The sequence below is a fragment of the Neisseria sp. P0020.S003 genome (genome assembly GCF_051957095.1).
GTDB classification, from domain to species: Bacteria; Pseudomonadota; Gammaproteobacteria; order Burkholderiales; family Neisseriaceae; genus Neisseria; species Neisseria subflava.
In genome coordinates this window covers 1-22,626 of the sequence record NZ_JBQCWU010000011.1, presented here as the reverse complement: position 1 = coordinate 22,626, position 22,626 = coordinate 1, and the positions used below count along the sequence as shown (strand labels likewise).

The following is a 22,626-nucleotide window of genomic DNA, read 5'->3' as shown; positions in this document are numbered from 1 at the left end:
GAATTTGCGATTATATCCGCTTAAAAAAAAATTTTCAAGCGAATTAAACCACTTAAATCTTTTCAACCTGACCGAACTCTAATTCAACCGGTGTTTCACGACCAAAAATCTGAACTGAAACACGCAGTCTATTACGCTCGTAGTTAACCTCATCAACAATCCCATTGAAATCGGCAAATGGACCTTCATTCACACGAACCTGCTGACCAACCTCAAATTCAACTTTTGGTTTTGGCTTCTCAACACCTGTTTTGGCTTGTTGCAAAATAGCATCTGCATCTTTTTGAGAAATTGGGATTGGGCGATTTCCGCTACCACCTACAAAACCATTTACTCGAGGGGTGCTCTTAACCAAGTGCCATGAATCATCGGTCATTTCCATTTCAACCAACACATAGCCTGGATAGAATTTACGCTCACTGATGGTTTTTCGGCCATTCTTGATATCTACCACTTCCTCTACAGGAACGAGAATCTGACCAAAATATTCTTCCATGTTTTCTCGAGCAATGCGCTCTTTCAATGTTTTTTGAACATTTTTCTCGAAACCGGAATAGGCCTGTACCACATACCAACGCTTTGACATCTTTACCCTTTCCTATTTAATAAAACATCAAAAAACAACCATGAAATAATTGTATCTGCCGCATAAATGAAGGCTGCTAAAACTGCAACGAAGATAATCACGAATACAGTCATTTTGACCGCTTCATCGCGACTCGGCCAAACTACCTTCTTAAACTCAGTCCAAGAGCTCTTAAAATATGCAAACAGACCTTCTTTCTTTTCAGGAGCTGGCTTATTACTTACCACAACTTCCTTTTTCTGATGGTCTTCTTTGCGTCCAGACGGATGTTCTGTCATCTTTACTCACTTATCAATACCCCACCCGCCTTCATTTTAGATAGTGGCATTGATCCATTAATTAATTCCAAATAATCTTAAAACTTAAGTACAAAAAAATTAACCGGCACAAGGCCGGTTAATTTTTTATTTGGCAGGCCAAGAGGGTCTCGAACCCCCAACCCTCGGTTTTGGAGACCGATACTCTACCAATTGAGCTATTGGCCTCTAAACTTAAGCGATTACAGAAGAAACCACACCCGCACCTACGGTACGACCACCTTCGCGAATCGCAAAGCGCAGACCTTCTTCCATAGCGATTGGCGCAATCAGTTCTACAGTAATGGTTACGTTCTCACCTGGCATTACCATTTCTACTCCTTCTTCCAAAGTAACTGCACCAGTTACGTCAGTAGTACGGAAGTAGAATTGTGGACGGTAGTTGGCGAAGAACGGAGTATGACGACCACCCTCTTCTTTGCTCAGTACGTATACTTCAGCTTTGAATTTGGTGTGAGGAGTAATGGTACCTGGTTTAGCCAATACTTGACCACGCTCTACGTCTTCACGTTTAGTACCACGCAGCAATACGCCTACGTTGTCACCTGCTTGACCTTCGTCCAGCAGTTTGCGGAACATTTCAACGCCGGTGCAAGTGGTTTTTTGGGTTTCTTTCAGACCTACGATTTCGATCTCGTCACCAACGTGGATGATACCGCGCTCTACGCGACCGGTTACTACTGTACCACGGCCGGAGATAGAGAATACGTCTTCGATAGGCAACAAGAACGGTTTGTCCACAGCACGCTCAGGAGTCGGGATGTAGCTGTCCAATGCAGCAGCCAATTCGAAGATTTTTTCTTCGTAAGCAGCGTCGCCTTCCAAGGCTTTCAGTGCAGAACCTTGTACGATCGGGCAGTCGTCGCCTGGGAAGTCGTAGCTTGACAGCAAGTCACGGATTTCCATTTCAACCAGCTCCAACAGCTCGGCATCGTCAACCATGTCGCATTTGTTCATGAACACGATGATGTAAGGCACGCCTACTTGGCGGGCCAACAGGATGTGTTCGCGGGTTTGCGGCATAGGACCGTCGGCAGCGGAACATACCAAGATTGCGCCGTCCATTTGTGCGGCACCGGTAATCATGTTTTTAACGTAGTCGGCGTGACCCGGGCAGTCTACGTGTGCGTAGTGGCGGGTTTCGGTTTCGTATTCTACGTGTGAGGTATTAATGGTAATACCACGGGCTTTTTCTTCGGGAGCGTTGTCGATTTGATCGTAAGCTTTTGCAGCACCACCGAATTTTTTAGCCAAAATAGTAGTCAAAGCAGCAGTCAGAGTGGTTTTACCATGGTCAACGTGACCGATGGTGCCAACGTTTACGTGCGGTTTGCTACGTTCAAATTTTTCCTTAGCCATGGCAATATCCTATAATCTATAGCTTTTTGAAAGAAAGGGTAATAATGAGATGGTGCCCATGGGCAGATTTGAACTGCCGACCTCTCCCTTACCAAGGGAGTGCTCTACCCCTGAGCTACATGGGCGAAATTGTTTGGAGCGGGTGAAGGGAATCGAACCCTCACCGTAAGCTTGGAAGGCTTCTGCTCTACCATTGAGCTACACCCGCATACTCACTTTTTTGCTCCAAGTAAGAATTTTTGGTGGAGGGAGAAGGATTCGAACCTTCGAAGCTCACGCAACAGATTTACAGTCTGCCCCCTTTGACCGCTCGGGAATCCCTCCAAAAGAGAACGTTAGTTTATTGGCAACTCAGATTTCCGTCAAGATTTTTTTTCATTTATTTCTTTAAAAATATCCAAGCTTTTGCTTTTAAACGCTATTTATTTAAACTGAATGATTTTTTCATACTTAGCCATCAGTTCTTCGTGCGTTTCAGGATGTTCTTCATCGATCAAGATACAGTCGACAGGGCATACCTGTTGGCACTGAGGCTCATCGTAATGGCCTACACATTGTGTACACAAATTTGGATTGATTTCGTAAATTTCTTCACCTTGCGAAATGGCATCATTAGGGCATTCCGGTTCGCACACATCGCAGTTAATGCACTCATCTGTAATAAAGAGCGACATTTCTATTTCCTTTTTTCTTAAATTATCAAAACCGATTGGGCGCGGATTATAGCACAAATGACGTCGGAACAATCCGTTTGAAAGAATGTTTTACACCTTGGGAATGATTCTCAAATTCTATACTATTCAGCGACTTGCGAATAGAGCAACAATTCAAACCTACTCATTCCCGCCTTTCCTTCCCGATAAATTTCCAGCCAATCCGGTTTTTCAGGCAGCTTCCCTGCTTCAATATAGACCATTGCCCCATTTTTCAAGTGGCTTTGCAATCGGATAAACAGATTTTGCCAATCTTCCCATGCAAACGGCGGATCAAGAAACACAACATCAAATTTTTCAGACGGCCTTGTCAGATAAGCCATGCCGTCTGAACACACGATTTCCACCTGTTTCAAACCTAATTCACGGATATTTTTCTGAAGCGTTTGAACAGTTTGGCGGTGGTTATCGACCATTACCACTTTTGCCGCATTACGAGAAGCGGCCTCCATTCCCAAAGCACCACTGCCGCTAAATAAGTCCAATACTGTTTTGCCGGTTAAATCCTGGCCCAGCCAATTAAACAGTTTTTCACGCACGCTGTCAGGCGTCGGACGCAGACCATCTGCGGACAGAAAAGTTAACTTTCTCCCTCTGCATTGCCCGCCAATAATGCGTACTTGATTGGTGTATTTGGAATGTTTGTTGTTTGCCATAATTCTTAAAAGATGCCGAGTTTTCAGACGGCCTCAATTATATAGTGAAACTGCCATCAAGCCGTATTTCACTCTATTCTTTTAGATACAACAAGGCCGTCTGAAAATCATTTTTCAGACGGCCTTTTTCTACCCAAGCTTTAACCAATTATTCCTTCGGTGCAGGCGGTTCGATCTGTTCTTTCCAACCGCATTCTTTTTGCGGGCAGACTTTTTCGACGCCCCAGCGTTTGGTGGTTTTGATGGTTAAAACCGGCCATGCACATTTCGGACAAGTTTCTGCAATGGGCGGATTCCATGTGGCGTAGTTGCAATCCGGATAAGTGCTGCAACTGTAAAACAGTTTGCCGTAGCGGGATTTGCGCTCGACGAGGTTGCCTTTTTTACATTGCGGGCATTGGACACCGGTGTCTTTCGGTTTTTCCAGCGGTTCAACGTGTTTGCATTTCGGATAGTTGGCGCAGCCGATGAATTTGCTGCCGGTGCGGCTGTATTTGTACACTAGGCGACCGCCGCATTTGGGGCACTCGCGCCCGTCGAGTTCGGCTTGCTCGGCTTCGGCTTTGGCGATGCGCTCGGCGGCTTCTTCGGCAGTTTCATTGACATTGCGCGTGTAGCTACACTCGGGATAACCGGCACACGCGACAAAACGACCCATTTTGCCGAATTTGATTTGCAGTTTGTGTTCGCCGCATTTCGGACAGATTTCGTCGAGTTCCTGCGTAGTAAATTTGGCGCGTTCGATGCCCTCTTTTTCTTCCACTTGCTTGATAAACGGCTTCCAAAATTTATCCATCACGGGAATCCATTGGCGTTTGCCGTTGGCAATTTCGTCAAGCTGGTCTTCAAGTTTGGCGGTAAAGTGGTAATCGACATATTGGGCGAAGTGTTCGGTCAAGAATTTATTGACGATGTCGCCTGTGTCGGTGGGCATGAAGCGTTTTTGCTCAAGGGTAACGTATTCGCGGTCTTTGAGCGTGGAAATAATACTGGCGTAGGTTGAAGGACGGCCGATACCGTATTCTTCGAGGGCTTTAACCAGCGTGGCTTCGTTGTAGCGCGGCGGCGGGGTGGTGAAGTGTTGTTCGCCGTAGAGTTTGTCCACGGGCAATTTGTCGCCTTCGCTCATTTCGGGCAGTTTTTTGCTGTCTTCGCCTTCTTCATCGTCGCTGCTTTCTTCGTAAACGCTGAGGAAACCCGCGAAGGTTTGTACTTGTCCGGTTACGCGGAACACGCCTTTGCCGACGGTAATATCGACGGTGGTTTGGTCGAATTTGGCGGGCGTCATCTGACAGGCGACGGTACGCTGCCAAATCATTTGATAGAGTTTGAACTGGTCTGCGCTCAGGAAGGGTTTGACGCTTTCGGGCGTGCGGTACACAGAAGTCGGACGAATGGCTTCGTGCGCTTCTTGGGCGTTTTTGGATTTGGTTTTGTATTGTTTGGCGGCACTCGGCAGATATTCTTTGCCGATTTTGTTTTCGATGTAATGGCGGATTTCGGTTAGCGCTTCATCCGCCAAATTCACACTGTCGGTACGCATATAGGTAATCAGACCGATAGCGCCCTGCCCTACGTCAATACCTTCGTAAAGCTGCTGGGCGGTACGCATGGTGCGGTCGGTGGTAAATCCGAGTTTGCGCACGGCGTCCTGCTGCATGGTGGATGTGGTGAACGGCGCGGTGGGATTGCGGCTGCGCTTTTTCTTTTCAATGGCGGTAACGACGGCTTCTTTGCCTTCGAGTTCTTTCAATACGTCGGCTTGAGCGGCTTCGTTCGGCAGGTCGAACTGTTCGAGTTTCGCACCATTGTATTGGGCGAGTTTGGCGGTAAACTTGCTGCGGCCTTTGTGGCTGTCGAGATGTACCGTCCAATATTCCTGCGCTTCAAACGCGCGGATTTCATTTTCGCGTTCGCAAATCAAACGCAGTGCGGGGCTTTGCACACGGCCTGCACTCAAACCGCGGCGAATTTTTTTCCACAACAATGGCGAGAGGTTGAAACCGACCAAATAGTCCAAAGCGCGACGGGCTTGTTGCGCATCGACCAAGTCCATTTCGATTTCGCGCGGATGGGCAACCGCATCGAGCACGGCGTTTTTGGTGATTTCGTGGAACACGACACGCTGCGGCTTGATGTTTTTCAAGCCGCGTTTGGATTTAAGGATTTCCAAAAGATGCCAAGAAATGGCTTCGCCTTCCCTATCCGGGTCGGTTGCGAGGTAGATGTTTTCAGCTTCTTTGGCACCGGCTACGATGGCATCGACGTGTTTGCTGTTGCGGCTGATCAGTTGGTATTTCATGGCAAAGCCATTGTCGGGATCGACTGCTCCGCTTTTCGGAACCAAATCGCGGACGTGGCCGTAAGACGCCAAGATTTCAAAATCACCGCCCAGATATTTTTTCAGGGTTTTGGCTTTGGACGGGGATTCGACGATTAATAAGTTTTTCGCCATTGTTGTTCTCTTTTGGATGTATTGGGTTTATGTTTCAGACGGCCTTTATTATTGAGGCCGTCTGAAAAAAGGTTTAGTGCATCACGTTTTGTCCGGTCAACGCACTCATCAAGTCGTCGCCAATCAGGACGGGCAACTCGCTTTTGTGCATCCACAACACCAACAATACCAATACTTTGGCGGTATCGAGGGTAATTTCGTCCGATGGAATGTGCATCAGGGCGTGAATGACGATTTCGCGTTGCTCATAAGTAATTGCGTGTTCGGTAACCAAATACTGCATCAAGCCCATGACTTCCTGCGGCAGGTTTTCAGCTTCTTCACGGCAGAATACGCGCAGGGAGTCGCTGTTAAACGGCTCGGCATAGAATTCGGACGTATTGAACAAGACTTCCATCATCATCAATGTATTGCCGATTTCCGTAGCATCAAAACCCGCATCTTCCAAGAGGCGACCCAAGTCCTCCGGAGGCGGACAATTGTCGAAATCTTGGAAGTGTTCGATTAAATAGGCAATGACTTCGGTCATGCTGGTTCCTTAAATATAGATAATTTATGCTTTGACACGCTGATAACGGCCGCCCGGCAAGGTGGCGACGATACCGTCAAGTTCGTATTCCAAAAGCTGTGCGTACACATCTGCCGCTGCCGTATTGGTTTGTTGCGCCAAAATATCGGGGTGTATCGGGTCGTAACCCATTGCTTCCAATAAAGTGCTAGTTGATGGGGCAGCAGATAGGTTTTCAGACGGCCTTTGCGGTTCATCCACTATTGTTTTTGGTTGCAGACGTTTGGTTTGATCGTTTTTCGGTTTGACCGTCTTATTTATAGAATATGATGGAACAGGCGTATTTTGCAATAGCTGCGGACACTCATGGAGAATATCGTCCAGACATTCCACCAATTTTGCCCCGTCTTTAATCAGCTTGTGGCAGCCTTTGCTGTGCGGATTGTCTATCGAACCGGGTACCGCCATCACTTCGCGCCCCATCTCCGCCGCCAATTTGGCAGTAATCAATGAGCCGGATTCCAATGCCGCCTCGACCACCAATGTCAGCTGCGACAACGCGGCAATTAGACGGTTGCGGCGCGGAAAGTTGCCTGCGAACGGACGCGTGTCCAAAGGGAACTCGCTGACAATCAATCCTCTTTCGGCAATTTCATAAGCAAGGTTTTTGTTGGATGGCGGATAAATGCGGTCTATACCGGTTCCCCAGACGGCAATGGTACCGCCATCTGCCTGCAATGCGCCCTGATGGGCGGCGGTATCGATACCCGAAGCCATACCCGATACGACGGGAATGCCTTTTTCGCTCAACGCCCTGCCGAAATCTTTGGCAATCCGCATTGCCTGCGGCGTGGCATGGCGGCTGCCGACAATCGCGGCAGAAGGTGTGTGCAACAGCTCTGCATTGCCGCGTAAAAACAAAACCGGCGGCGGGGTAATGCCTTGTGTCAGCATTTCAGAGAAATCATCATCTTGCAGTAGCAACAGACGGCAACCGTCCTGCATTTCCCATTGTAAAGCGGCTTCGGCAGACCGCTGCGCCAAAGCCCGTTTGTCCGCATTGCGCCACGATTCGGCCGCCTGTTTATGGCGCACCAACACGGCAATTTTATCTGCCGGCGCATTCAAGGCTGCTTGTGCGCTACCGAATTGCTGCAACAGCACCAAAAAACTTTCTGCGCCGATATAGGGCGTAAATGCCAGTTGCAACCAAGCAAAACGCTCGTTTTCCGTCATCAATCTGTTCCCTTTTCGTAATGGTTGTTCAGACGGCCTGAAGTAAATAAAGGCCGTCTAAAAATTTCATTGATATAAAACTTCTGTCGGCTTAAAAGGCAAAATAACCATGCCTAGCCATATCATTATTTTTATAAAGTATTGCTTGTCTAAACACACCGTCAAATGACGATGCCGTCTGAAAAACCTGATGGCTTTCAGACGGCCTTTTTTGTGTTTGAACCGATATTGCGCTTATTCTTCGGATTTGTCGGCGCTGCGGCGCGATACGCTGATACCGAGTTGTTTGAGTTTGCGGTAAAGGTGTGTACGCTCCAAACCGACCTTTTGCGCCACGCGGCTCATATTTTGGCCTTCTTGGGCGATATGGTATTCAAAGTAGCGGCGCTCGACTTCTTCCCTCAATTCGCGCAAAGGCATATTGAAATTGAAGCCGCCGATGATTTCTGCCGCCGTCGCATTTTCCTTCTGACCTAAAGCCACGGCAACGGCCTGCTCATTCACTTCTTTGCCGTCAGATTCCAACATGATGTTTTTCACCGTTTCGGCAAGCTGGTCGTAATTGCCCGGCCAATCGTATTGGCGCAAAACCACCAACGCGCTGTCGCTGAATTTTACCGGCTGGATTTTTTGACTTTCGGCCAAATCGGTCATGATGCGGTTGATTAAAAAGACGATATCGTCCGGCTGGCTGCACAAAGAAGGAACATCGATGCGCTCTTTCAACAGCTCTGCCAGTCTGCCGGTAACGACGTTATCGGCGCTCTCACCGCGTTTAAAACCGCATGAAGCAATCACACGGACATTATAGCGGTCGGCTTTCTCCAGCAAGAAAGCAATGCCGTTTTGGATGTTTTTGCTGTAACGGGCAATATCGCCGACATACAAAATACCGCCTGATGCCTTTTGCAACAGCTCCATCGGCGTATCGACAATGTGTTCGACACGGTCGGTTGCCACCCAAGGCGTACCGCTTTTGTGCAGATAGCGGGCGACAATCTCAAACGGCGAACCTGCCTCACCGGCAAACAACAGTGGGCGGTTGTGTTTGGCAGCCGCTTCAATGCTGCCGTTCATTTCTTGAATGACGGAACTGTTGCCCAATTTGTCCAAAGTCATACCGGAGACCGTCTGAACTTCGCCATGTTTCAAGGCGCGTTCTACTGCGGACAAGAGTTTTTGCAGGGCAATCGGTTTTTCCAGAAAATCGAGTGCGCCGATTTTGGTGGCTTCAACCGCAGTGTCAATGCTGGCATGGCCGCTCATCATCACCACAGGCATATTGAGTTGGCCGTTTTTCGCCCACTCTTTCAACAAAGTGATGCCGTCGCAATCGGGCATCCAAATATCCAGCAACACCATGGCCGGACGCGTTTGATAACGCAATTGGCGCGCTTCTTCGGCATTTTCGGCCAAAGTGACGGTATAGCCTTCGTCTTGAAGGATCTCGGAGAGCAGGTCGCGGATGCCTACTTCATCATCTACAATCAAAATATCACTGCTTCGCATAAGTTTCTGCCATTTCCGGTAAAGCTATTTTGACGCACGCGCCGCCACTGTTCTGATTGCTCAGGCTGATACGGCCGCCATGCTCCTCGATAATTTTTTTCACAACGGGCAAACCAAGTCCCGTTCCTGTCGGTTTGTCGGTAACGTACGGCTCAAAAGCATTGTGCAGCATTTCTTTGCTGAAACCTTTGCCGTTGTTGCAGACGGTCAGGAAAACCTGTCCGCCTTCGCGCCCTGTTTCGACGTTTACTTGCGGCGTTTCGTCCGACTCTGCCGCTTCTGCGGCATTCTTAAATAAGTTATGCAACACTTGGCGCATCGCCGTCGTATCGGCAACAATCGGCAAGGTGTCGGCGCTGAGCCGCGCATTAAACTTGCACACGCCGGCCTCATATAATACCAATACTTCCGACACCAAACCGTTTAAATTTTGTTTTTCTAAATTCAGCGACGGCGCACGCGCATAGTTGCGGAACGCTTCGACCATTTCTTTCAGCGCGGCCACCTGTTTGACGATGGTATCGGTTGAACGGCTGAGAATTTGGGCGTCTTGTTCATCTAGTTTATCATGCAATTTCCATGCCAATCTCTCGGCAGAAAGCTGGATAGGCGTGAGCGGATTGCGGATTTCATGCGCCAAGCGTTTCGCCACTTCGCCCCATGCGGCCTCTTTTTGCGCCCGCATCAAGACGGTAATGTCATCAATCACCATCACCACGCCGTTATCGTTGTCCTCCGGCAGGATGGTGGCCTTGCCCAATAAGATTCGGGCATCATCGGGCGCGGCATATTCGACTTGGACGGGTTTGTCGCTGTCGGCGGTTTCATTAATGGCGGCAAACACATCGGCCAACAGGGTTTGCTGCGGCGATTTGCCGTGCCATTGATGCCAGTTGCTGCCCCACAAAGACACCAGCGAAACGCCCAAAATCTGTTCGGCGGCCTTGTTAAAGGTTTTCAGACGGCCGTCGGCATCCAAAGTAATCACGCCTGTGGTCAAACTTTCCAACACGCATTCCAAATAATGGCGGGCGGCTTCTTCGCGCAAACGGTTGCGCTCGTCCGCCTCTTTGGCAATCGATAACTGCTCGGTCATGTGGTTGAACAACTGGGTCAACCGTCCGAACTCGTCATTGCGGAATACCGGCCGGGTCTGGCTGAAGTCACCCTGAGCCACCGCCCGCGCGCCCTCTGCCAGCGACAACACCGGTGCCACAAAACGGCGGGCAAAATACAAAGCCATCACCAGCGCCAAAAAGATGGCCAACAATGTCGCGACCAAAAGCGTGGACAGGAAAAAGGTTTGCAGGCCTTTTTTGGTATAACTCAGCTCGGCGTATTTGGCGCGGGCCGCTTCAATCAGCGTCGCGTCTTGGGCAACATCTTTCGGAATCGGCTGCCGAAAAAACAACGCATAATCCTGATTTTTATGCGTACCGATCAGCATCCAGCCTTGAGCATACAGCACGCCGCCGATGTTTTCCAAGCTACGCACCGAGCCGGTCTGCTCCAGTTGCTCCCATCCTTCTTTGTTAAGCTCAGGTTGATTTAGTTTCAGGGGATTGATGCTTTTCTCGGCTTTATGGGTAGTCGCGTTATAAAGCGCCAGCTGGGCAAAGTCGGCAGTAAGCGCGGATTTTGCCAGCGCTTGCCCTAAGTTGCCGTCCAGCGAAGCGGCGCTGATTAAGTCGATCTGCACCGGCGTGGCGTTGCTGACAGCGTTGTCCACCGCCAAGTTCAGCGCGGATTTGCTCAAGTTTAAGCTGCGCTCCAATGCCTCATGGGTATCGTTGCCAAACCAAGAATTAATCGTACCGTTAATAAACTGGGCGGAAATACCGAACAAAAACACGCCCGGCAATACGGCAACCAAGGTAAACATCCCCGACAACCGACGCGCAATCTGCGAACCGAACACGCTTTTGCTGTTATCGCGCATCAAAAGCACGACATAGCGTACCAACACCGCGGCCAACACCAGCAACAGCAAGCCGCACAAAGCGACAATCCACCAGAAGTAATCAGACAATACGTTGCTGCTGCCCGTTGCAACAGTCAGACCGTACAACAAAACAACGGCGAATACGGCGGCAATCAGAAGAAAGCGGCGCATGGTTTACTCCTACTCGACCGACAAGGATTTCCAACCCGAATCCAAATGCCAGTTTTTAGACGTCAGGGCATTGATTTGGAACGGTTTGGGCAGCTTGGCAGTTGTCAGCAGCAGGCGGATTTCAGCCTTCGTGTCTTTGGCGGCCACATCACTCAGCGCGCCTTTGGACAAAACCTTCCAATTCGCGACCGCGCCCACTGCGCGCAAGGCGGTTTCAAGCGTGTCGTACTCGGTAGAAAACGTACCGACGGTAACGCGATAACGATTGGTCAGTGGATGGAAGGACAATTTGTATTGAATCGTGCTGTCGTTGTTGAGCAGCTGGTCGAACTTGAATTTATAAGACGCCACGGACGGTGCCGACAGCTGCCAACTTAAATTGAAATGCAGGGGGACGCCCTGTTTGAGTGCTTCTTTAAGCTGATCGGGCAGGTCGGTGCGGAAACGGCTGCTGACGGAAAGCTGTCCGGCATGGGTCAGCTTTGCCTCGGCACGGGTCGCACTGATGCCCTCGCCCGCCGCATTCAACGACACGGCAAGCAAGAGCGGTACAATCAGCGTTTTACTGCTTTTTAATAAGCGCGTAATAAAAGCCATCTTGATGTTTGTTCGGTAAAAGCACATGCGATTCAATCAACTCGGCATCGGCATGGCGGTTAAGGAATTTTTGCAACTGACCGTCGTTTTCTTCGACAAAGACCGAGCAGGTAGCCAGCAACATCCTGCCGTTTTTCGTCAGGGTCTGCCACAGCGCGTCTAATAATGCTTCCTGTTGGCGTGCGGTTTTGACGGCATCGGTCGGCCGGCGCAGCCATTTGACGTCGGGATTGCGCCGCGCCACGCCCGAAGCGGTACACGGCACATCGGCCAAGACAGCGTCAAAGGCCTTGCCATCATACCACGCTGTCAAGTCCTGCGCATCGGCACAAGCCAAAGAGGCCGTTTGAAAGCCTAAACGGTCAAGATTGCTCTTCACCCTGTTCAGACGGCCCTCGTCTATATCCAAAGCGGTAACATGACAATCTGCCAGTTCCAAGATATGGCCCGTCTTACCGCCCGGTGCCGCACAGGCATCGAGAATACGTTCGCCGTCTTTCGGGTTCAACAAATAGGCAGCACGTTGCGCACCAAAATCCTGCACCGACACCAGGCCGTCTGAAAAACCGGGCAGGCGGCTTACCGGCACGGCTTCTTCCAACATCACGGCGTATTCGTCCAACGCTCTGGCCGGAATACCTTCCGCAGCCAGTTTTTCCAAATAGCTTTCGGCATTGCCGTGTCGGCGGTTGACGCGCAAAGTCATCGGCGGATGCGATTGCAACGCGGTGGTGATGTTGTGCCAATGTTTCGGATAATGGTTTCTCAAGTAAGCCACCCACCACAGCGGCAGGTTGTGTTTCGCCACATCGTCTTTTTTGCAGGAAGCCACGAGCTTGTCGCGTTCACGCAAAAAGCGGCGCAAAATCGCATTGGCAAACGAGCGGAACTGGCCGCGGCCGATTTTGGCAATGCTTTCCACCGCTTCATTGACCACGGCATGAGGCGCATTGCGCGTGTAATGCAGTTGGTACATTGCCGCCAAAAGCAGGCTTTCTAGCTGCGGATTGTCAATCGGCTTCTTCAGCATTTGACCAAGCATATACTTCAAACTGCCCAAATAACGCTGACAACCATAGGCAATATCCTGCAACGCGCCGTTTTCCTGCGCCGTCAACTGTGGATGCGCCGTGCGGATTTCCGCCAAAACATCCTGAAGATTGCGCCCTTCGGCAACCGCGGCAACGCTGTCGGCGGCCAGTTTTTGGGCGAGGGACATACTCATATTTTTGCTTTCTGATTCATAATTTGATTTCAAGTGTTCGGCGGATTTCAGACGGCCTGTTCGGCTGCCAGCAATGCCCGGTAATATTCGGCATCTGTTTTGGAAAAACAGCAAAAGATGATTTTTTCCACTGACGGACATTGCGGCAGGGTTTGTTTCAAACTCTCCAAAGCGATACGCGCGGCGGCTTCGGCTGGGAAGCGGTACACACCGGTGCTGATGCACGGAAAGGCGATACTGTGAAGATCGTGTTTCTGAGCAAGCAGCAAGGAATTAGCGTAGGATTGTGCCAATTTGGCCTCTTCATTTTGTTGTCCGCCAAACCATACCGGCCCGACCGTGTGGATGACAAAACGCGCAGGCAAACGATAGCCTTTGGTTATTTTGGCTTCGCCTGTACGGCAACCGCCCAAAGTGCGGCACTCGTCCAGCAGCTCTTTGCCCGCGGCGCGGTGTATCGCACCGTCTACGCCGCCACCGCCCAACAGCGATGAATTGGCAGCATTGACAATCGCATCGACTGCCAATCGGGTAATATCGCCCTCAACCACTTCAAAAACAGCCATTGTTTTCTTTCCTCTACGTTTGTTTCCAGCCTGTTACAAAACCGTTCCAACTTCAATCGTCCGGCCTGCCGCAAATGCCTGTATGCTCATACGTTTGCTGCCGGAAGGCTGCAATTCGGTGATGTTCAGCGCATTTTCACCGCACGCTACCAGCAGGCCGTCTGAAGTGCAGGACAATACTTCGCCCGCCTTACCCTGTTTGGCCACCACTTCGGCTCGCCAGATTTTCATCGGTTTGCCTTGATACTCGACCCACGCGGCAGGAACAGGGTTAAAGGCGCGGATTTTGCGTTCGATAATATGCGCGGACTCGTTCCAATCGATACGCGCTTCTTCCTTGCTCAATTTCTGGGCGTAGGTAACACCTTCGTCAGGCTGCTTAACCGCGTTCAGACGGCCTTCCGCCTGCAGACGCTGCAAGTCGGCAACAATTGCTTCCGCACCCAAATCCATCAACACGTCATGTACTTCGTTTGCAGTATCCGTCGGTTGGATGGCATAGCGGTGTTCGCTGACCACATCGCCGGTATCCAAGCCGATGTCCATCTGCATGATGCACACGCCGGTTTCGGTGTCGCCGGCTTCAATCGCACGTTGAATCGGTGCCGCGCCGCGCCAACGGGGCAACAGTGAAGCGTGGATATTGAGGCAGCCGTGTTTGGGCGTATCCAACACATCCTGCGGCAAAATCAAGCCATACGCAGCCACCACCATCACATCCGCGCCTGTATCTTTGAGCATTTGCAGGGCTTCGGCGTTATTGCGCAACTTTTCCGGCTGCGCCACGGTCAAACCCAATTCCAAGGCAGCCTGTTTGACCGGCGATGCGGTCAACTGCATGCCGCGGCCTTTAGGGCGGTCGGGCTGGGTCAACACCAGCGGAATTTCAAAACCTGCGGCAGCGATGGCTTTCAAGGCGGCGGCGGCAAAATCGGGCGTACCGGCAAAGATGACTTTCATGTTGTGTCCTTGTGGAAATGGTTTGAATGGGCGCGTTGGGCAAACCGTTTCAGTTGAAAAGGCCGTCTGAAAGATTGAAAACCGAAGTCTGCCTTCTGTTTTGTCTTTTCAGACGGCCTTTAAGCGATGCGTAGGTCAGATGGCGTGTTTCTGACGTTTTTTCAGTTTGGTTTTGATGCGGCCTTGTTTCAGCTGCGACAGGTGTTCGACAAACACGATGCCCATCAGGTGGTCCAATTCGTGCTGCACGCAGATTGCCAGCAGGCCGTCTGCTTCCAGCGTGAATTTCTCTCCTTTTTCGTTCAAGGCTTCAACTTTGACGCGCTCGGCACGGGTTACAGTATCGTAAATGCCCGGTACGGACAGACAGCCTTCTTCGTAAGTTGTCTCGCCATCTTTTTCGACAATGACAGGATTAATGAACACGCGCGGCTCGCTGCGGTCTTCGGTTAAATCCATCACGACGATGCGCTCGTGTACGTCGACCTGAGTGGCCGCCAAGCCGATACCGCGTGCTTCGTACATGGTTTCAAACATATCGGCAACCAATGTCTGGATGCGCTCGTCGATTTTTTCAACAGGTTTGGCGACCGTGTGCAAACGCTCGTCGGGGTATTGGAGGATGTTCAGTAAAGCCATAATATTCTCGTTTTATAAAGCTGATGTGTGATTTTCATACAGATTCGGTTTCCGCCGCCACAATCTCCTGTCATGACAGCAACATTCAATGCTAAAATAACGCCGAAAAATGTTAAGATAGCGTGACGGAGGCCGTTCGTTATCGTATTGATGAATGGGCGGCAGTTTCGCAAACTCCAGCCTTCTCTGTTTATCATCTGAAGACAAACCGAATCGATTTCAAGGGGAACGGTTATGCAACAACGTATTATAACCCTGCTTTGCATGGCAGGCATGGCTATTTCTGCCCACACTCAGGCAGCTTCTTTAAAAATCCGCCCCAATGCGCCACAACGCTACGTCGTTAAAAACGGCGATACCTTGTGGGGTATTTCCGGCAAATATCTGTACAGCCCATGGCAATGGAACCGCCTTTGGGGCGCCAACCGCAACGCCATCCGCAATCCGCATCTGATCTATCCGGGTCAGGTGTTGGTTTTACGCTACATCAACGGTCAGCCGCGACTGGGTTTTGAACATGCCCAAACCCGTTCAGACGGCATTCCCGTGATCAAACTGCATCCGCGCGTACGCGAAACTTCCGGCTACGGCATTCCGACCGTCAATGTCAACCTCTACCGCATGTTCATGAAACATCCGCAGATTATCGCTCCGGAAGAAACCGCCAACGCGCCGCGCCTGATTGCCGGCCCCGACAACCGCGTCCTCTACACCCAAGGCAACCGCGTGTACGCATACGGCCTGACCGAACCCGGCCGCTACCTGACCTACCGCGTCAATAAAAACATCACCGACCCGGAAACCGGCAAATTTCTCGGCCAAGAAGTTGTGTTCAGCGGCATCGCCAACACGCTGCCTTACACCGACTCCGCCTTGGAAAACCGCACCGGCGCTTCTGACGAAAAACTCAAAAGCAACGAGTATTACACCCAAGTCAACAAAGCCATGAAGCTGCGCACCCAATCCGCGCAACCTTTGGTTATCGAAGAAGCCGTTTCCGAAATCCGCAAAGACGACTATCTGCTGAAACTGCCCGAAGGCCTCGACAGCTTCAATGTTATGCCTCACGCCCCTGCCCGTCCGATTCAGGCCAAAGTCGTTTCCATCTTCGACGGCGTGGGCGAAGCCGGCCAGTTCCAAACCATTACTTTGGACAAAGGCGAACTCGACGGCTTGGACAAAGGCACTGTGGTCAGCCTCTACAAACGCGGCCGCCAAGTCCGTGTGAATCTGTCCAACAACCTGATTCGCAAGCCGAAAGACAAAGATACGGTTGAATTGGTTTCCATTCCGGCGGAAGAAATCGGTTTGGCAATGGTGTACCGCACATCCGACCATCTGGCATCCGCCATTATTTTGGAAAGCCTGAACAGCGTTTCCATCGGCGATACCGCCTCCGAACCCGGCCGTGATTTGGACAATATGGCCGATGAAAAAACCATGGACAAGCCGGCTGAAGACGAACAAGAAAGAGAAATCGAACTGGAAGTCCGCAGCTGATTGAGCTTTCTTAGCCGCCATCCGGCAAATAAAGGCCGTCTGAAAACCTGTTTTTCAGACGGCCTTTTGATTGTTGCCCATCAAAATAAATAAAATCTGTAACACGCCGTTTTAAAGCGCAAACAATATCCCATGTCTTCAGCTATTTATCAGCTATCCCCTTTTCTATTGTCTTGCCGTTCTGCCATTCCAATCAGCAATATAGAAACCCTAACACGCCATTTATTGCCTGTGGATTGTTCCATCTGTTCCTTCCAATCAAAAAGGCCGTCTGAAATCTTCAGACGGCCTTTTTATCCACAACTCAAATCCGATTATTTGAATTTGTAAGTATATTGCAAGCCCAAGATGTCCGCTTTGTTTTTGAAGCGGGCAGAGGATGCGCCGCGGCTGTCTACGTCGTTGCCGCTGGCTTTGCCTGTGCGGTAAACCGTGTCATTGATGTGGATATGGCTGTACGCCGCATCGATAACATGGTTTTTACCCAGTTGATATTTAGCGCCAACGGAGAACCAGATACGGTTGCCGTCAGGCAGGCTGTTCATACGGTCTTCGGCACTTTTAACCGGTGATTTGTCGAAAGCGATACCGGCACGCAGTTGCAATGGTTCGGTAACTTGGTAAGAGCCGCCGAATGCAACTTTATAAGTGTTGCGCCAGTTAGGCGTGATGACGGTACGGTCAGATTGGCCGTTGACGACTTTTTTGGTGTTTTCAAACACCAGCTCGGCTTTGTTGAAGCGGCTGTGGCGCGTCCAAGTCACATCACCGAACAGGTTGGTTTTGTCGGTAGCGCGGTACATGCCGTGAACGGATAAAGACTCAGGCGTGACGATTTTTACGCTGGCTTTTTCGTTCGGCACATAACCGCGTGCAGCCATTGCACCCAAATCCCAAGCGCGTTTTGCATATGCGCCGTCCGCTTCCCAATCGGCAGTGCCTTTCAACGTATGCGATACTTTGGAACGATAGTTCACACCCACGCGTGCGCGCTCGTTGATGTCCCACATCCACGCCAGTTGGTAGCCGAAGCCCCAATCGTGGCCTTTTACATCGGCATGACCATCAGCTTTGCCGGTTGCATCGACAGCAACGGGACGGCCTGCTTGACGGGAAGCCAAGCCGCTGGCCAACTGGCTGATGGCGCCGGAAGCATCCCAGTCGGAGTATTTGCGCAATTCGGCTTTGGAATATTGGGCAATCAAACCGGCACCGATAGCGTGCTGCTCATTCAGTTTCCACGCGACTACCGGCTCGATGGCGATGGTGGTCAAACCCAGTTTGTTGATGTTGTGGCGCAATACGGAATCTTTTTCGTATTCTGTTGCGGAACCGAAAGGAACGTACACGCCCAAACCCAAAGTCACATCGTCGCTGGCTTTGTACGCGCCATAGACGTGCGGAGCAATAGTGGTTTCGGTAATTTTGCCGCTGGTCGAGCCGCTGACATCGGCACCTGTGCGGAAGTGTTTCGCAGATTCCGCTTCATAATGAATGCTTGGGAAAACGATATTGGCGTTGACGGAAATTTGGCTGCTGTCGATTTTGCTCAAACCGGCTGGATTGTAGAAAATGGTTGAGGCATCGGCGGCTTCGGCGGCGGCGGCGTTGGCCGTGCCTTGTGCGTTAACGGATTGTGTGCCGAAGTGGTAACCGGAAGCTTGGACAGCGGTAGATAAAAGTGCTGTGCTTAAAATAAATGCTGTTTTTTTCAGATTGAAATGAATCATTTTGGTTTACCGTGAAAGTAGCGGACAAAGAAAAAGGCCGTCTGAAACGTCCTTTATTGATTTAGTATAGGTACTCAATTCTATACTACATCGTTATTCTTGCCTATTATTTTCGGTTTTTTACGGTATTATGTAGCAGTTGCACAAAGATTTAACCGATTAAAAACCTTAAAATCCCTATTGAAATTTTAACTCGATAGGGATTTTTATTATGGCGCAAAAGTTGCTGAAATACGAGTTAGTGGAACGCCTGTTAAAGCTAAAAGAAAAGCAAGATGAGCTGACGGTGCAAATGCAGTGTTTGTCACAAGAGATTAACGCATTAGCTCAACCTTATATACCGAAAGAACCAAAACCGCAGCCCTTGATTACGATGCGATTAGTCGCTCAAGTCTTACGTGAAAATCCTGATTGGATGTTTTGTGGGGAGATTGCTGAAAAGAGCTTAGCATTGTTGGGAAAACCACAATTTGTTGATATGGGCGATAAGCACTATAAGACAGTCAATCGAATACTGGTTAAATTGCGTAAAAGAGGAATCGTTGAAAGTGGATTGAAGTTTTGGCGGTTAAAGCCATTAAAATAGCGGTAGAAATACCGCTATTTTTGTTTCAGTCGCCATTTGACATCGGTTACGCCTCTTTCTAGTCGTTCTACTACGCCTTTTGTCAGCCAATGTTTTAACGCGCCACGCACCGAAACCATATGCTTCGGACGAACGATAGGGTCTTGTCTGTCTTTTATTAAGACAATCTCAGTAATTTCATTGACCGTGAAATAATGGTCAGGTTGAGCTTTAAGTACCGCTAAGACCATTGGTCTTAATTTCCCACGGAATCTATGTTTGTAGGTTCGATATGAATAAACCTCAGTATCGTATTCATCGGTTAAGGCTTCATCTTCCATCACTTCAAGAGCATCGTTGAGTTTTTTGATTTTTCGTTCAACTAATTCAAGATGTTCTAGTACCTGTGTTCGTTCACGCTGCAAGCGGTCGATTTTAGCCTGAATTTGGCTAAAGTAGATTTTATTTCCCATTACATTATCAACCTTTCTGCTTGTCTATGATTACCCTGCCAAGCCAAAAGTGTAAACAACACTGTTGATTTCTACACCTATCTTTGAGTGAGAAAAGAGTATAGAATAAGTTACTTTTTTGTGAAACTTTTGTGCACATTTAATTGTCCGCACGGGAATTGCAAAAAAGTATAAAAGTATCAGATTGGTGTGATTGTTTATTTATTAAAGTGTGTTTTTAGCATTTTCTTAAATGAGCAGCGCACTTAGGTTAGATAAATGTATATACAGTAAGGAGATTCACTGTTATGAATAAAATATACAAGATTGTTTGGAATGCGGCCCAGGAGGCTTGGGTTGCCGTATCTGAACTTGCCAAGGGGCATGTAAAAGCCTCTTCTTCAGGCAAAAATGCTAAGCAAAGTACGGTGGTGGAGGAAGAAGGAAGTACCTCTTTTACACTGTATAGCTTAGGTAAAGCGGCTGCAAATGCCATGGTGATTGGTGGCGTTGCGGTAACCTTATTCAGTTTAAGTCAAACGGCTCAAGCCGCTGACAAGCATGAGACAGCTGTTGTCGCTCAGCAAGGGACGAGAGAGAAAGCTCAAGGCCAAGAACCTAATGCATTGCTTGCTTTGGGCAATGACACTTATGCGGGAGGGCGTTCTACTGTTGTTATTGGGGAGTCCTCTAGGCTTAATGGTACGGTTGCTATGGCTCTTGGTAACGGCATTAATATTGATCACGGTATTGCTCCGCAATCTGTGTTTTTGGGGAAATCTATTGATGATAGATATAACCAGGATAAACCGAGAGGCAAAAAACAAAGTCAGTATGTAAAGTCACAAGTTATTGGTAGTGATATCTACTTTGGTGGCCTCACAAATAATAAAGTGGACGGTCTTAATCAAGCTACTCTTATGGGTAATAACATTAAACATTTGTCAGAGGAGCAATCTAACTCTATGATGACTGCCTCTAATTTTGTTTTTAGAGGCATTAAAGCTAAGGATAGTGCAGTGAATGGTCATGGCATTACTGTAAACCTTAATAGCTCTGCTAAGCGTGCTGTGTTGAATCGTTCAAGTATTACCGGTACCAATATTAATATCAATTCTACTGGAGATATCAATGAGATGTTGGTTTCCGGTACTACGATTAGCGTAACTAGACAAAACAACGCTCTTGGAGGGGCTTTAGTTGGTAACAATATCAACTTTGATAGCACAGGTGCAACTGTAAATACAGAGAAGGTTAACTATGTTGGTCAAGATATCAATGTAACAGCCTCATCAACATCTAACCCATTATTTGGTCAAGGAATTGCACTTCATAATTCTAATCTTAGTGGTGCTCCAACCTTCGGTCAGAATATCAAATCAAGCAATTCAGCAATTTCAAACACGTTAACACAAGGTTATAACACTACCTTTAACGGAGCTACGGTAAATGATTCGGTTCTTACAGTGAATAACGCCACTATAACCGGTCGTTTGACTAATGCGACATTAATGGGGCGTGATATTAACACCAGCGGCAATGTTGCTGATACTCAAGTTGTGGGTAACAGAAATACTGTAACAGCTTCGAACACTCAGGTATTGGGCAGCGGCATTACCGCGAATGTCAATAACTCTGTATATTTGGGCGATGGTTCAGAAGTTGAAGCGAAAGGTGTTGGTGAAAAGGTAGCTATAAATATTAAAACGGAGGGGCGTACTGCAGGGACTTCTGATTACCTTGAGCAGTTAATACACGATGGCACACGAGCCAAATTTGCGGGTGGTAGTGGTGTTTCGGGGGCTGTTACGGTTGGTAATGCAACGAATACTCGTCGAATTCAACATGTGGCTCCAGGGTACTATGATGCAAATTCTACCGATGCAGTGAATGGTTCTCAGTTATACGCTGTTGGGCAGTCGGCGGGTAACGCGTACTTTAAAGCAGTTGAAGCGGCGAAAGCAGCGAAGGCGGCAGATGATAAAGCGGTTGCAGCACAAGCACGCGCAGATGCAGCGCATAGCTTAGCAACTACGGCAAATACAACAGCCAATAACGCATTAAACAAAGCGAATACAGCACAAGCACGCGCAGACGCAGCGCATGGCTTAGCAACTACAGCAAATACAGCAGCCAATAACGCATTAAATAAAGCGAATGCAGCAGACGCTAAAGCTGTATCAGCACAAGCAGATGCGACAAAAGCGAAATCAGACGCAGCAGCAGCGAAGAACGATGCAGGTCAAGCTTTAACGAAAGCAGGTGAAGCTAAGACAGCGGCAGCTGCGGCAGACACTAAAGCGGGTCAAGCTAAGACAGCGGCAGCTGCGGCAGACACTAAAGCGGGTCAAGCTTTAACGAAAGCAGGCGAAGCAGCACAAGCGGCAGCGGCAGCAGACACCAAAGCGGGTGAAGCTAAAGGCCGTGCAGACGATGCTTACAATTTAGCAAGTCAAGCAGATACCAAAGCTGATGGTGCGGTAGCGAAAGCTGAAGCGGCAGATGCTAAAGCAGTAGCGGCAGATACCAAAGCGGGTGAAGCTAAAGGCCGTGCAGACGATGCTTACAATTTAGCAAGTCAAGCAGATACCAAAGCTGATGGTGCGGTAGCGAAAGCGGAAGCAGCAGATGCTAAAGCCGGTAAAGCGGCAACAGATGCAGCAGATGCATTAGCGAAAGCAGGCGAAGCTAAAGATGCAGCGAAAGCAGCAGACGATAAAGCTGTAGCGGCAGCAGACGCAGCGAAAGCAGCGGACGACAAAGCAGTAGCAGCAGATACCAAAGCTGATGGTGCGGTAGCGAAAGCGGAAGCAGCAGATGCTAAAGCGGTAGCAGCTGATACTAAAGCCGGTAAAGCGGCAACAGATGCAGCAGATGCATTAGCGAAAGCAGGCGAAGCTAAAGATGCAGCGAAAGCAGCAGACGATAAAGCTGTAGCGG

General features: G+C 49.3%; 19 protein-coding genes, 4 tRNA genes and 2 pseudogenes. 3 read left to right on the top strand and 22 right to left on the bottom strand.

All coding sequences use genetic code 11. The features are described 5' to 3' along the window. Positions 1 to 52: 52 nt before the first annotated feature. The 20 genes and pseudogenes from nusG to def all read right to left on the bottom strand — a co-directional run bounded on the left by nusG (position 53) and on the right by def (position 15,439). Positions 53 to 586: a transcription termination/antitermination protein NusG gene (nusG, locus tag ACTHTQ_RS07340; protein ID WP_003680697.1), complete on the bottom strand. Its 534-nt coding sequence runs from the start codon at positions 584 to 586 to the stop codon at positions 53 to 55. 2 nt (positions 587 to 588) lie between these two features. After that, positions 589 to 864, bottom strand: a complete 276-nt coding sequence (gene secE / locus ACTHTQ_RS07335) for a preprotein translocase subunit SecE (protein WP_003680696.1) — start codon at positions 862 to 864, stop codon at positions 589 to 591. A gap of 131 nt (positions 865 to 995) precedes the next feature. Beyond that, positions 996 to 1,071 (bottom strand) — tRNA-Trp (locus ACTHTQ_RS07330). A gap of 6 nt (positions 1,072 to 1,077) precedes the next feature. Beyond that, positions 1,078 to 2,262 (bottom strand): elongation factor Tu, encoded by a 1,185-nt coding sequence (gene tuf / locus ACTHTQ_RS07325; RefSeq protein WP_002215366.1) that lies wholly within the window; start codon positions 2,260 to 2,262, stop codon positions 1,078 to 1,080. A 50-nt stretch (positions 2,263 to 2,312) separates the two neighbouring features. After that, positions 2,313 to 2,387, bottom strand: a tRNA-Thr gene (locus ACTHTQ_RS07320). A gap of 9 nt (positions 2,388 to 2,396) precedes the next feature. Continuing rightward, positions 2,397 to 2,470: transfer RNA gene (locus tag ACTHTQ_RS07315), tRNA-Gly, on the bottom strand. A gap of 32 nt (positions 2,471 to 2,502) precedes the next feature. Continuing rightward, positions 2,503 to 2,586: transfer RNA gene (locus tag ACTHTQ_RS07310), tRNA-Tyr, on the bottom strand. 98 nt (positions 2,587 to 2,684) lie between these two features. Then, positions 2,685 to 2,936, bottom strand: coding sequence for a YfhL family 4Fe-4S dicluster ferredoxin (locus ACTHTQ_RS07305; RefSeq protein ID WP_003679513.1), 252 nt, complete (start codon positions 2,934 to 2,936; stop codon positions 2,685 to 2,687). A gap of 122 nt (positions 2,937 to 3,058) precedes the next feature. After that, positions 3,059 to 3,631, bottom strand: coding sequence for a 16S rRNA (guanine(966)-N(2))-methyltransferase RsmD (rsmD, locus tag ACTHTQ_RS07300; RefSeq protein WP_440363549.1), 573 nt, complete (start codon positions 3,629 to 3,631; stop codon positions 3,059 to 3,061). 148 nt (positions 3,632 to 3,779) lie between these two features. Then, entirely contained in the window at positions 3,780 to 6,086 is a 2,307-nt protein-coding gene (gene topA / locus ACTHTQ_RS07295) for a type I DNA topoisomerase (protein WP_440363548.1), read from the bottom strand. 73 nt (positions 6,087 to 6,159) lie between these two features. Then, on the bottom strand, positions 6,160 to 6,615 hold the full coding sequence (locus ACTHTQ_RS07290; protein ID WP_003679497.1) for a DUF494 family protein: 456 nt from the start codon (positions 6,613 to 6,615) through the stop codon (positions 6,160 to 6,162). 24 nt (positions 6,616 to 6,639) lie between these two features. Further along, positions 6,640 to 6,840 (bottom strand): annotated as a pseudogene (locus ACTHTQ_RS07285) (DNA-processing protein DprA); the annotation flags it as partial. Between the two features lie 59 nt (positions 6,841 to 6,899). Next, a pseudogene (gene dprA / locus ACTHTQ_RS07280) lies at positions 6,900 to 7,830 on the bottom strand (DNA-processing protein DprA); the annotation flags it as partial. 234 nt (positions 7,831 to 8,064) lie between these two features. Beyond that, complete coding sequence (locus ACTHTQ_RS07275; RefSeq protein ID WP_440363547.1) at positions 8,065 to 9,339, bottom strand: sigma-54-dependent transcriptional regulator; 1,275 nt, start codon at positions 9,337 to 9,339, stop codon at positions 8,065 to 8,067. Continuing rightward, positions 9,326 to 11,452: an ATP-binding protein gene (locus tag ACTHTQ_RS07270; RefSeq protein WP_440363546.1), complete on the bottom strand. Its 2,127-nt coding sequence runs from the start codon at positions 11,450 to 11,452 to the stop codon at positions 9,326 to 9,328. The genes ACTHTQ_RS07275 and ACTHTQ_RS07270 overlap by 14 nt, the downstream gene beginning before the upstream one ends. Positions 11,453 to 11,461: 9 nt before the next feature. Beyond that, positions 11,462 to 12,049, bottom strand: a complete 588-nt coding sequence (locus tag ACTHTQ_RS07265; protein WP_440363545.1) for a DUF4390 domain-containing protein — start codon at positions 12,047 to 12,049, stop codon at positions 11,462 to 11,464. After that, positions 12,015 to 13,274 carry a 16S rRNA (cytosine(967)-C(5))-methyltransferase RsmB gene (rsmB, locus tag ACTHTQ_RS07260; protein WP_440363544.1) on the bottom strand — a complete coding sequence of 420 codons (1,260 nt, stop codon included), beginning with the start codon at positions 13,272 to 13,274 and terminating at the stop codon, positions 12,015 to 12,017. Before rsmB ends, ACTHTQ_RS07265 begins: the two co-directional genes overlap by 35 nt. 47 nt (positions 13,275 to 13,321) lie before the next feature. Next, positions 13,322 to 13,840 (bottom strand): O-acetyl-ADP-ribose deacetylase, encoded by a 519-nt coding sequence (locus tag ACTHTQ_RS07255; RefSeq protein WP_371510082.1) that lies wholly within the window; start codon positions 13,838 to 13,840, stop codon positions 13,322 to 13,324. 33 nt (positions 13,841 to 13,873) lie between these two features. After that, on the bottom strand, positions 13,874 to 14,800 hold the full coding sequence (gene fmt, locus ACTHTQ_RS07250; protein WP_440363543.1) for a methionyl-tRNA formyltransferase: 927 nt from the start codon (positions 14,798 to 14,800) through the stop codon (positions 13,874 to 13,876). A 135-nt stretch (positions 14,801 to 14,935) separates the two neighbouring features. Further along, on the bottom strand, positions 14,936 to 15,439 hold the full coding sequence (gene def / locus ACTHTQ_RS07245) for a peptide deformylase (protein WP_003686244.1): 504 nt from the start codon (positions 15,437 to 15,439) through the stop codon (positions 14,936 to 14,938). 234 nt (positions 15,440 to 15,673) lie between these two features. Between def and ACTHTQ_RS07240 the strand changes: the two genes are divergently transcribed. Further along, positions 15,674 to 16,939, top strand: a complete 1,266-nt coding sequence (locus ACTHTQ_RS07240; RefSeq protein WP_440363542.1) for a LysM peptidoglycan-binding domain-containing protein — start codon at positions 15,674 to 15,676, stop codon at positions 16,937 to 16,939. Between the two features lie 314 nt (positions 16,940 to 17,253). Here the strand turns inward: ACTHTQ_RS07240 and ACTHTQ_RS07235 are convergent, their stop codons facing one another. Next, positions 17,254 to 18,669, bottom strand: coding sequence for an OmpP1/FadL family transporter (locus ACTHTQ_RS07235; protein ID WP_440363541.1), 1,416 nt, complete (start codon positions 18,667 to 18,669; stop codon positions 17,254 to 17,256). Between the two features lie 211 nt (positions 18,670 to 18,880). Here ACTHTQ_RS07235 and ACTHTQ_RS07230 point away from each other — a divergent pair, with 211 nt between their 5' ends. Then, a complete protein-coding gene (locus ACTHTQ_RS07230; RefSeq protein ID WP_036473251.1) occupies positions 18,881 to 19,255 on the top strand; it encodes a hypothetical protein in 375 nt (124 codons plus the stop codon). Positions 19,256 to 19,269: 14 nt separating this feature from the next. On the opposite strand, the gene ACTHTQ_RS07225 is transcribed toward ACTHTQ_RS07230, so the two are convergent. Next, the gene (locus tag ACTHTQ_RS07225) at positions 19,270 to 19,707 is read right to left on the bottom strand and encodes a hypothetical protein (protein WP_036473249.1); all 438 of its coding nucleotides are present in this window, start codon (positions 19,705 to 19,707) and stop codon (positions 19,270 to 19,272) included. Between the two features lie 287 nt (positions 19,708 to 19,994). On the opposite strand from ACTHTQ_RS07225, the gene ACTHTQ_RS07220 reads away from it, so the two are divergent. Further along, positions 19,995 to 22,626 (top strand): ESPR-type extended signal peptide-containing protein (locus ACTHTQ_RS07220; RefSeq protein WP_440363540.1); only part of this gene is annotated, 2,632 nt, incomplete at its 3' end.

Coding starts and splice junctions, on each gene's coding strand:
- secE (WP_003680696.1), bottom strand. CDS start 864: ATGACAGAACATCCGTCTGGACGCAAAGAAGACCATCAGAAAAAGGAA.
- ACTHTQ_RS07230 (WP_036473251.1), top strand. CDS start 18,881: ATGGCGCAAAAGTTGCTGAAATACGAGTTAGTGGAACGCCTGTTAAAG.
- ACTHTQ_RS07270 (WP_440363546.1), bottom strand. CDS start 11,452: ATGCGCCGCTTTCTTCTGATTGCCGCCGTATTCGCCGTTGTTTTGTTG.
- ACTHTQ_RS07255 (WP_371510082.1), bottom strand. CDS start 13,840: ATGGCTGTTTTTGAAGTGGTTGAGGGCGATATTACCCGATTGGCAGTC.
- ACTHTQ_RS07240 (WP_440363542.1), top strand. CDS start 15,674: ATGCAACAACGTATTATAACCCTGCTTTGCATGGCAGGCATGGCTATT.
- ACTHTQ_RS07225 (WP_036473249.1), bottom strand. CDS start 19,707: ATGGGAAATAAAATCTACTTTAGCCAAATTCAGGCTAAAATCGACCGC.
- tuf (WP_002215366.1), bottom strand. CDS start 2,262: ATGGCTAAGGAAAAATTTGAACGTAGCAAACCGCACGTAAACGTTGGC.
- def (WP_003686244.1), bottom strand. CDS start 15,439: ATGGCTTTACTGAACATCCTCCAATACCCCGACGAGCGTTTGCACACG.
- fmt (WP_440363543.1), bottom strand. CDS start 14,800: ATGAAAGTCATCTTTGCCGGTACGCCCGATTTTGCCGCCGCCGCCTTG.
- rsmD (WP_440363549.1), bottom strand. CDS start 3,631: ATGGCAAACAACAAACATTCCAAATACACCAATCAAGTACGCATTATT.
- ACTHTQ_RS07305 (WP_003679513.1), bottom strand. CDS start 2,936: ATGTCGCTCTTTATTACAGATGAGTGCATTAACTGCGATGTGTGCGAA.
- rsmB (WP_440363544.1), bottom strand. CDS start 13,274: ATGAGTATGTCCCTCGCCCAAAAACTGGCCGCCGACAGCGTTGCCGCG.
- topA (WP_440363548.1), bottom strand. CDS start 6,086: ATGGCGAAAAACTTATTAATCGTCGAATCCCCGTCCAAAGCCAAAACC.
- ACTHTQ_RS07275 (WP_440363547.1), bottom strand. CDS start 9,339: ATGCGAAGCAGTGATATTTTGATTGTAGATGATGAAGTAGGCATCCGC.
- ACTHTQ_RS07265 (WP_440363545.1), bottom strand. CDS start 12,049: ATGGCTTTTATTACGCGCTTATTAAAAAGCAGTAAAACGCTGATTGTA.
- ACTHTQ_RS07290 (WP_003679497.1), bottom strand. CDS start 6,615: ATGACCGAAGTCATTGCCTATTTAATCGAACACTTCCAAGATTTCGAC.
- nusG (WP_003680697.1), bottom strand. CDS start 586: ATGTCAAAGCGTTGGTATGTGGTACAGGCCTATTCCGGTTTCGAGAAA.
- ACTHTQ_RS07235 (WP_440363541.1), bottom strand. CDS start 18,669: ATGATTCATTTCAATCTGAAAAAAACAGCATTTATTTTAAGCACAGCA.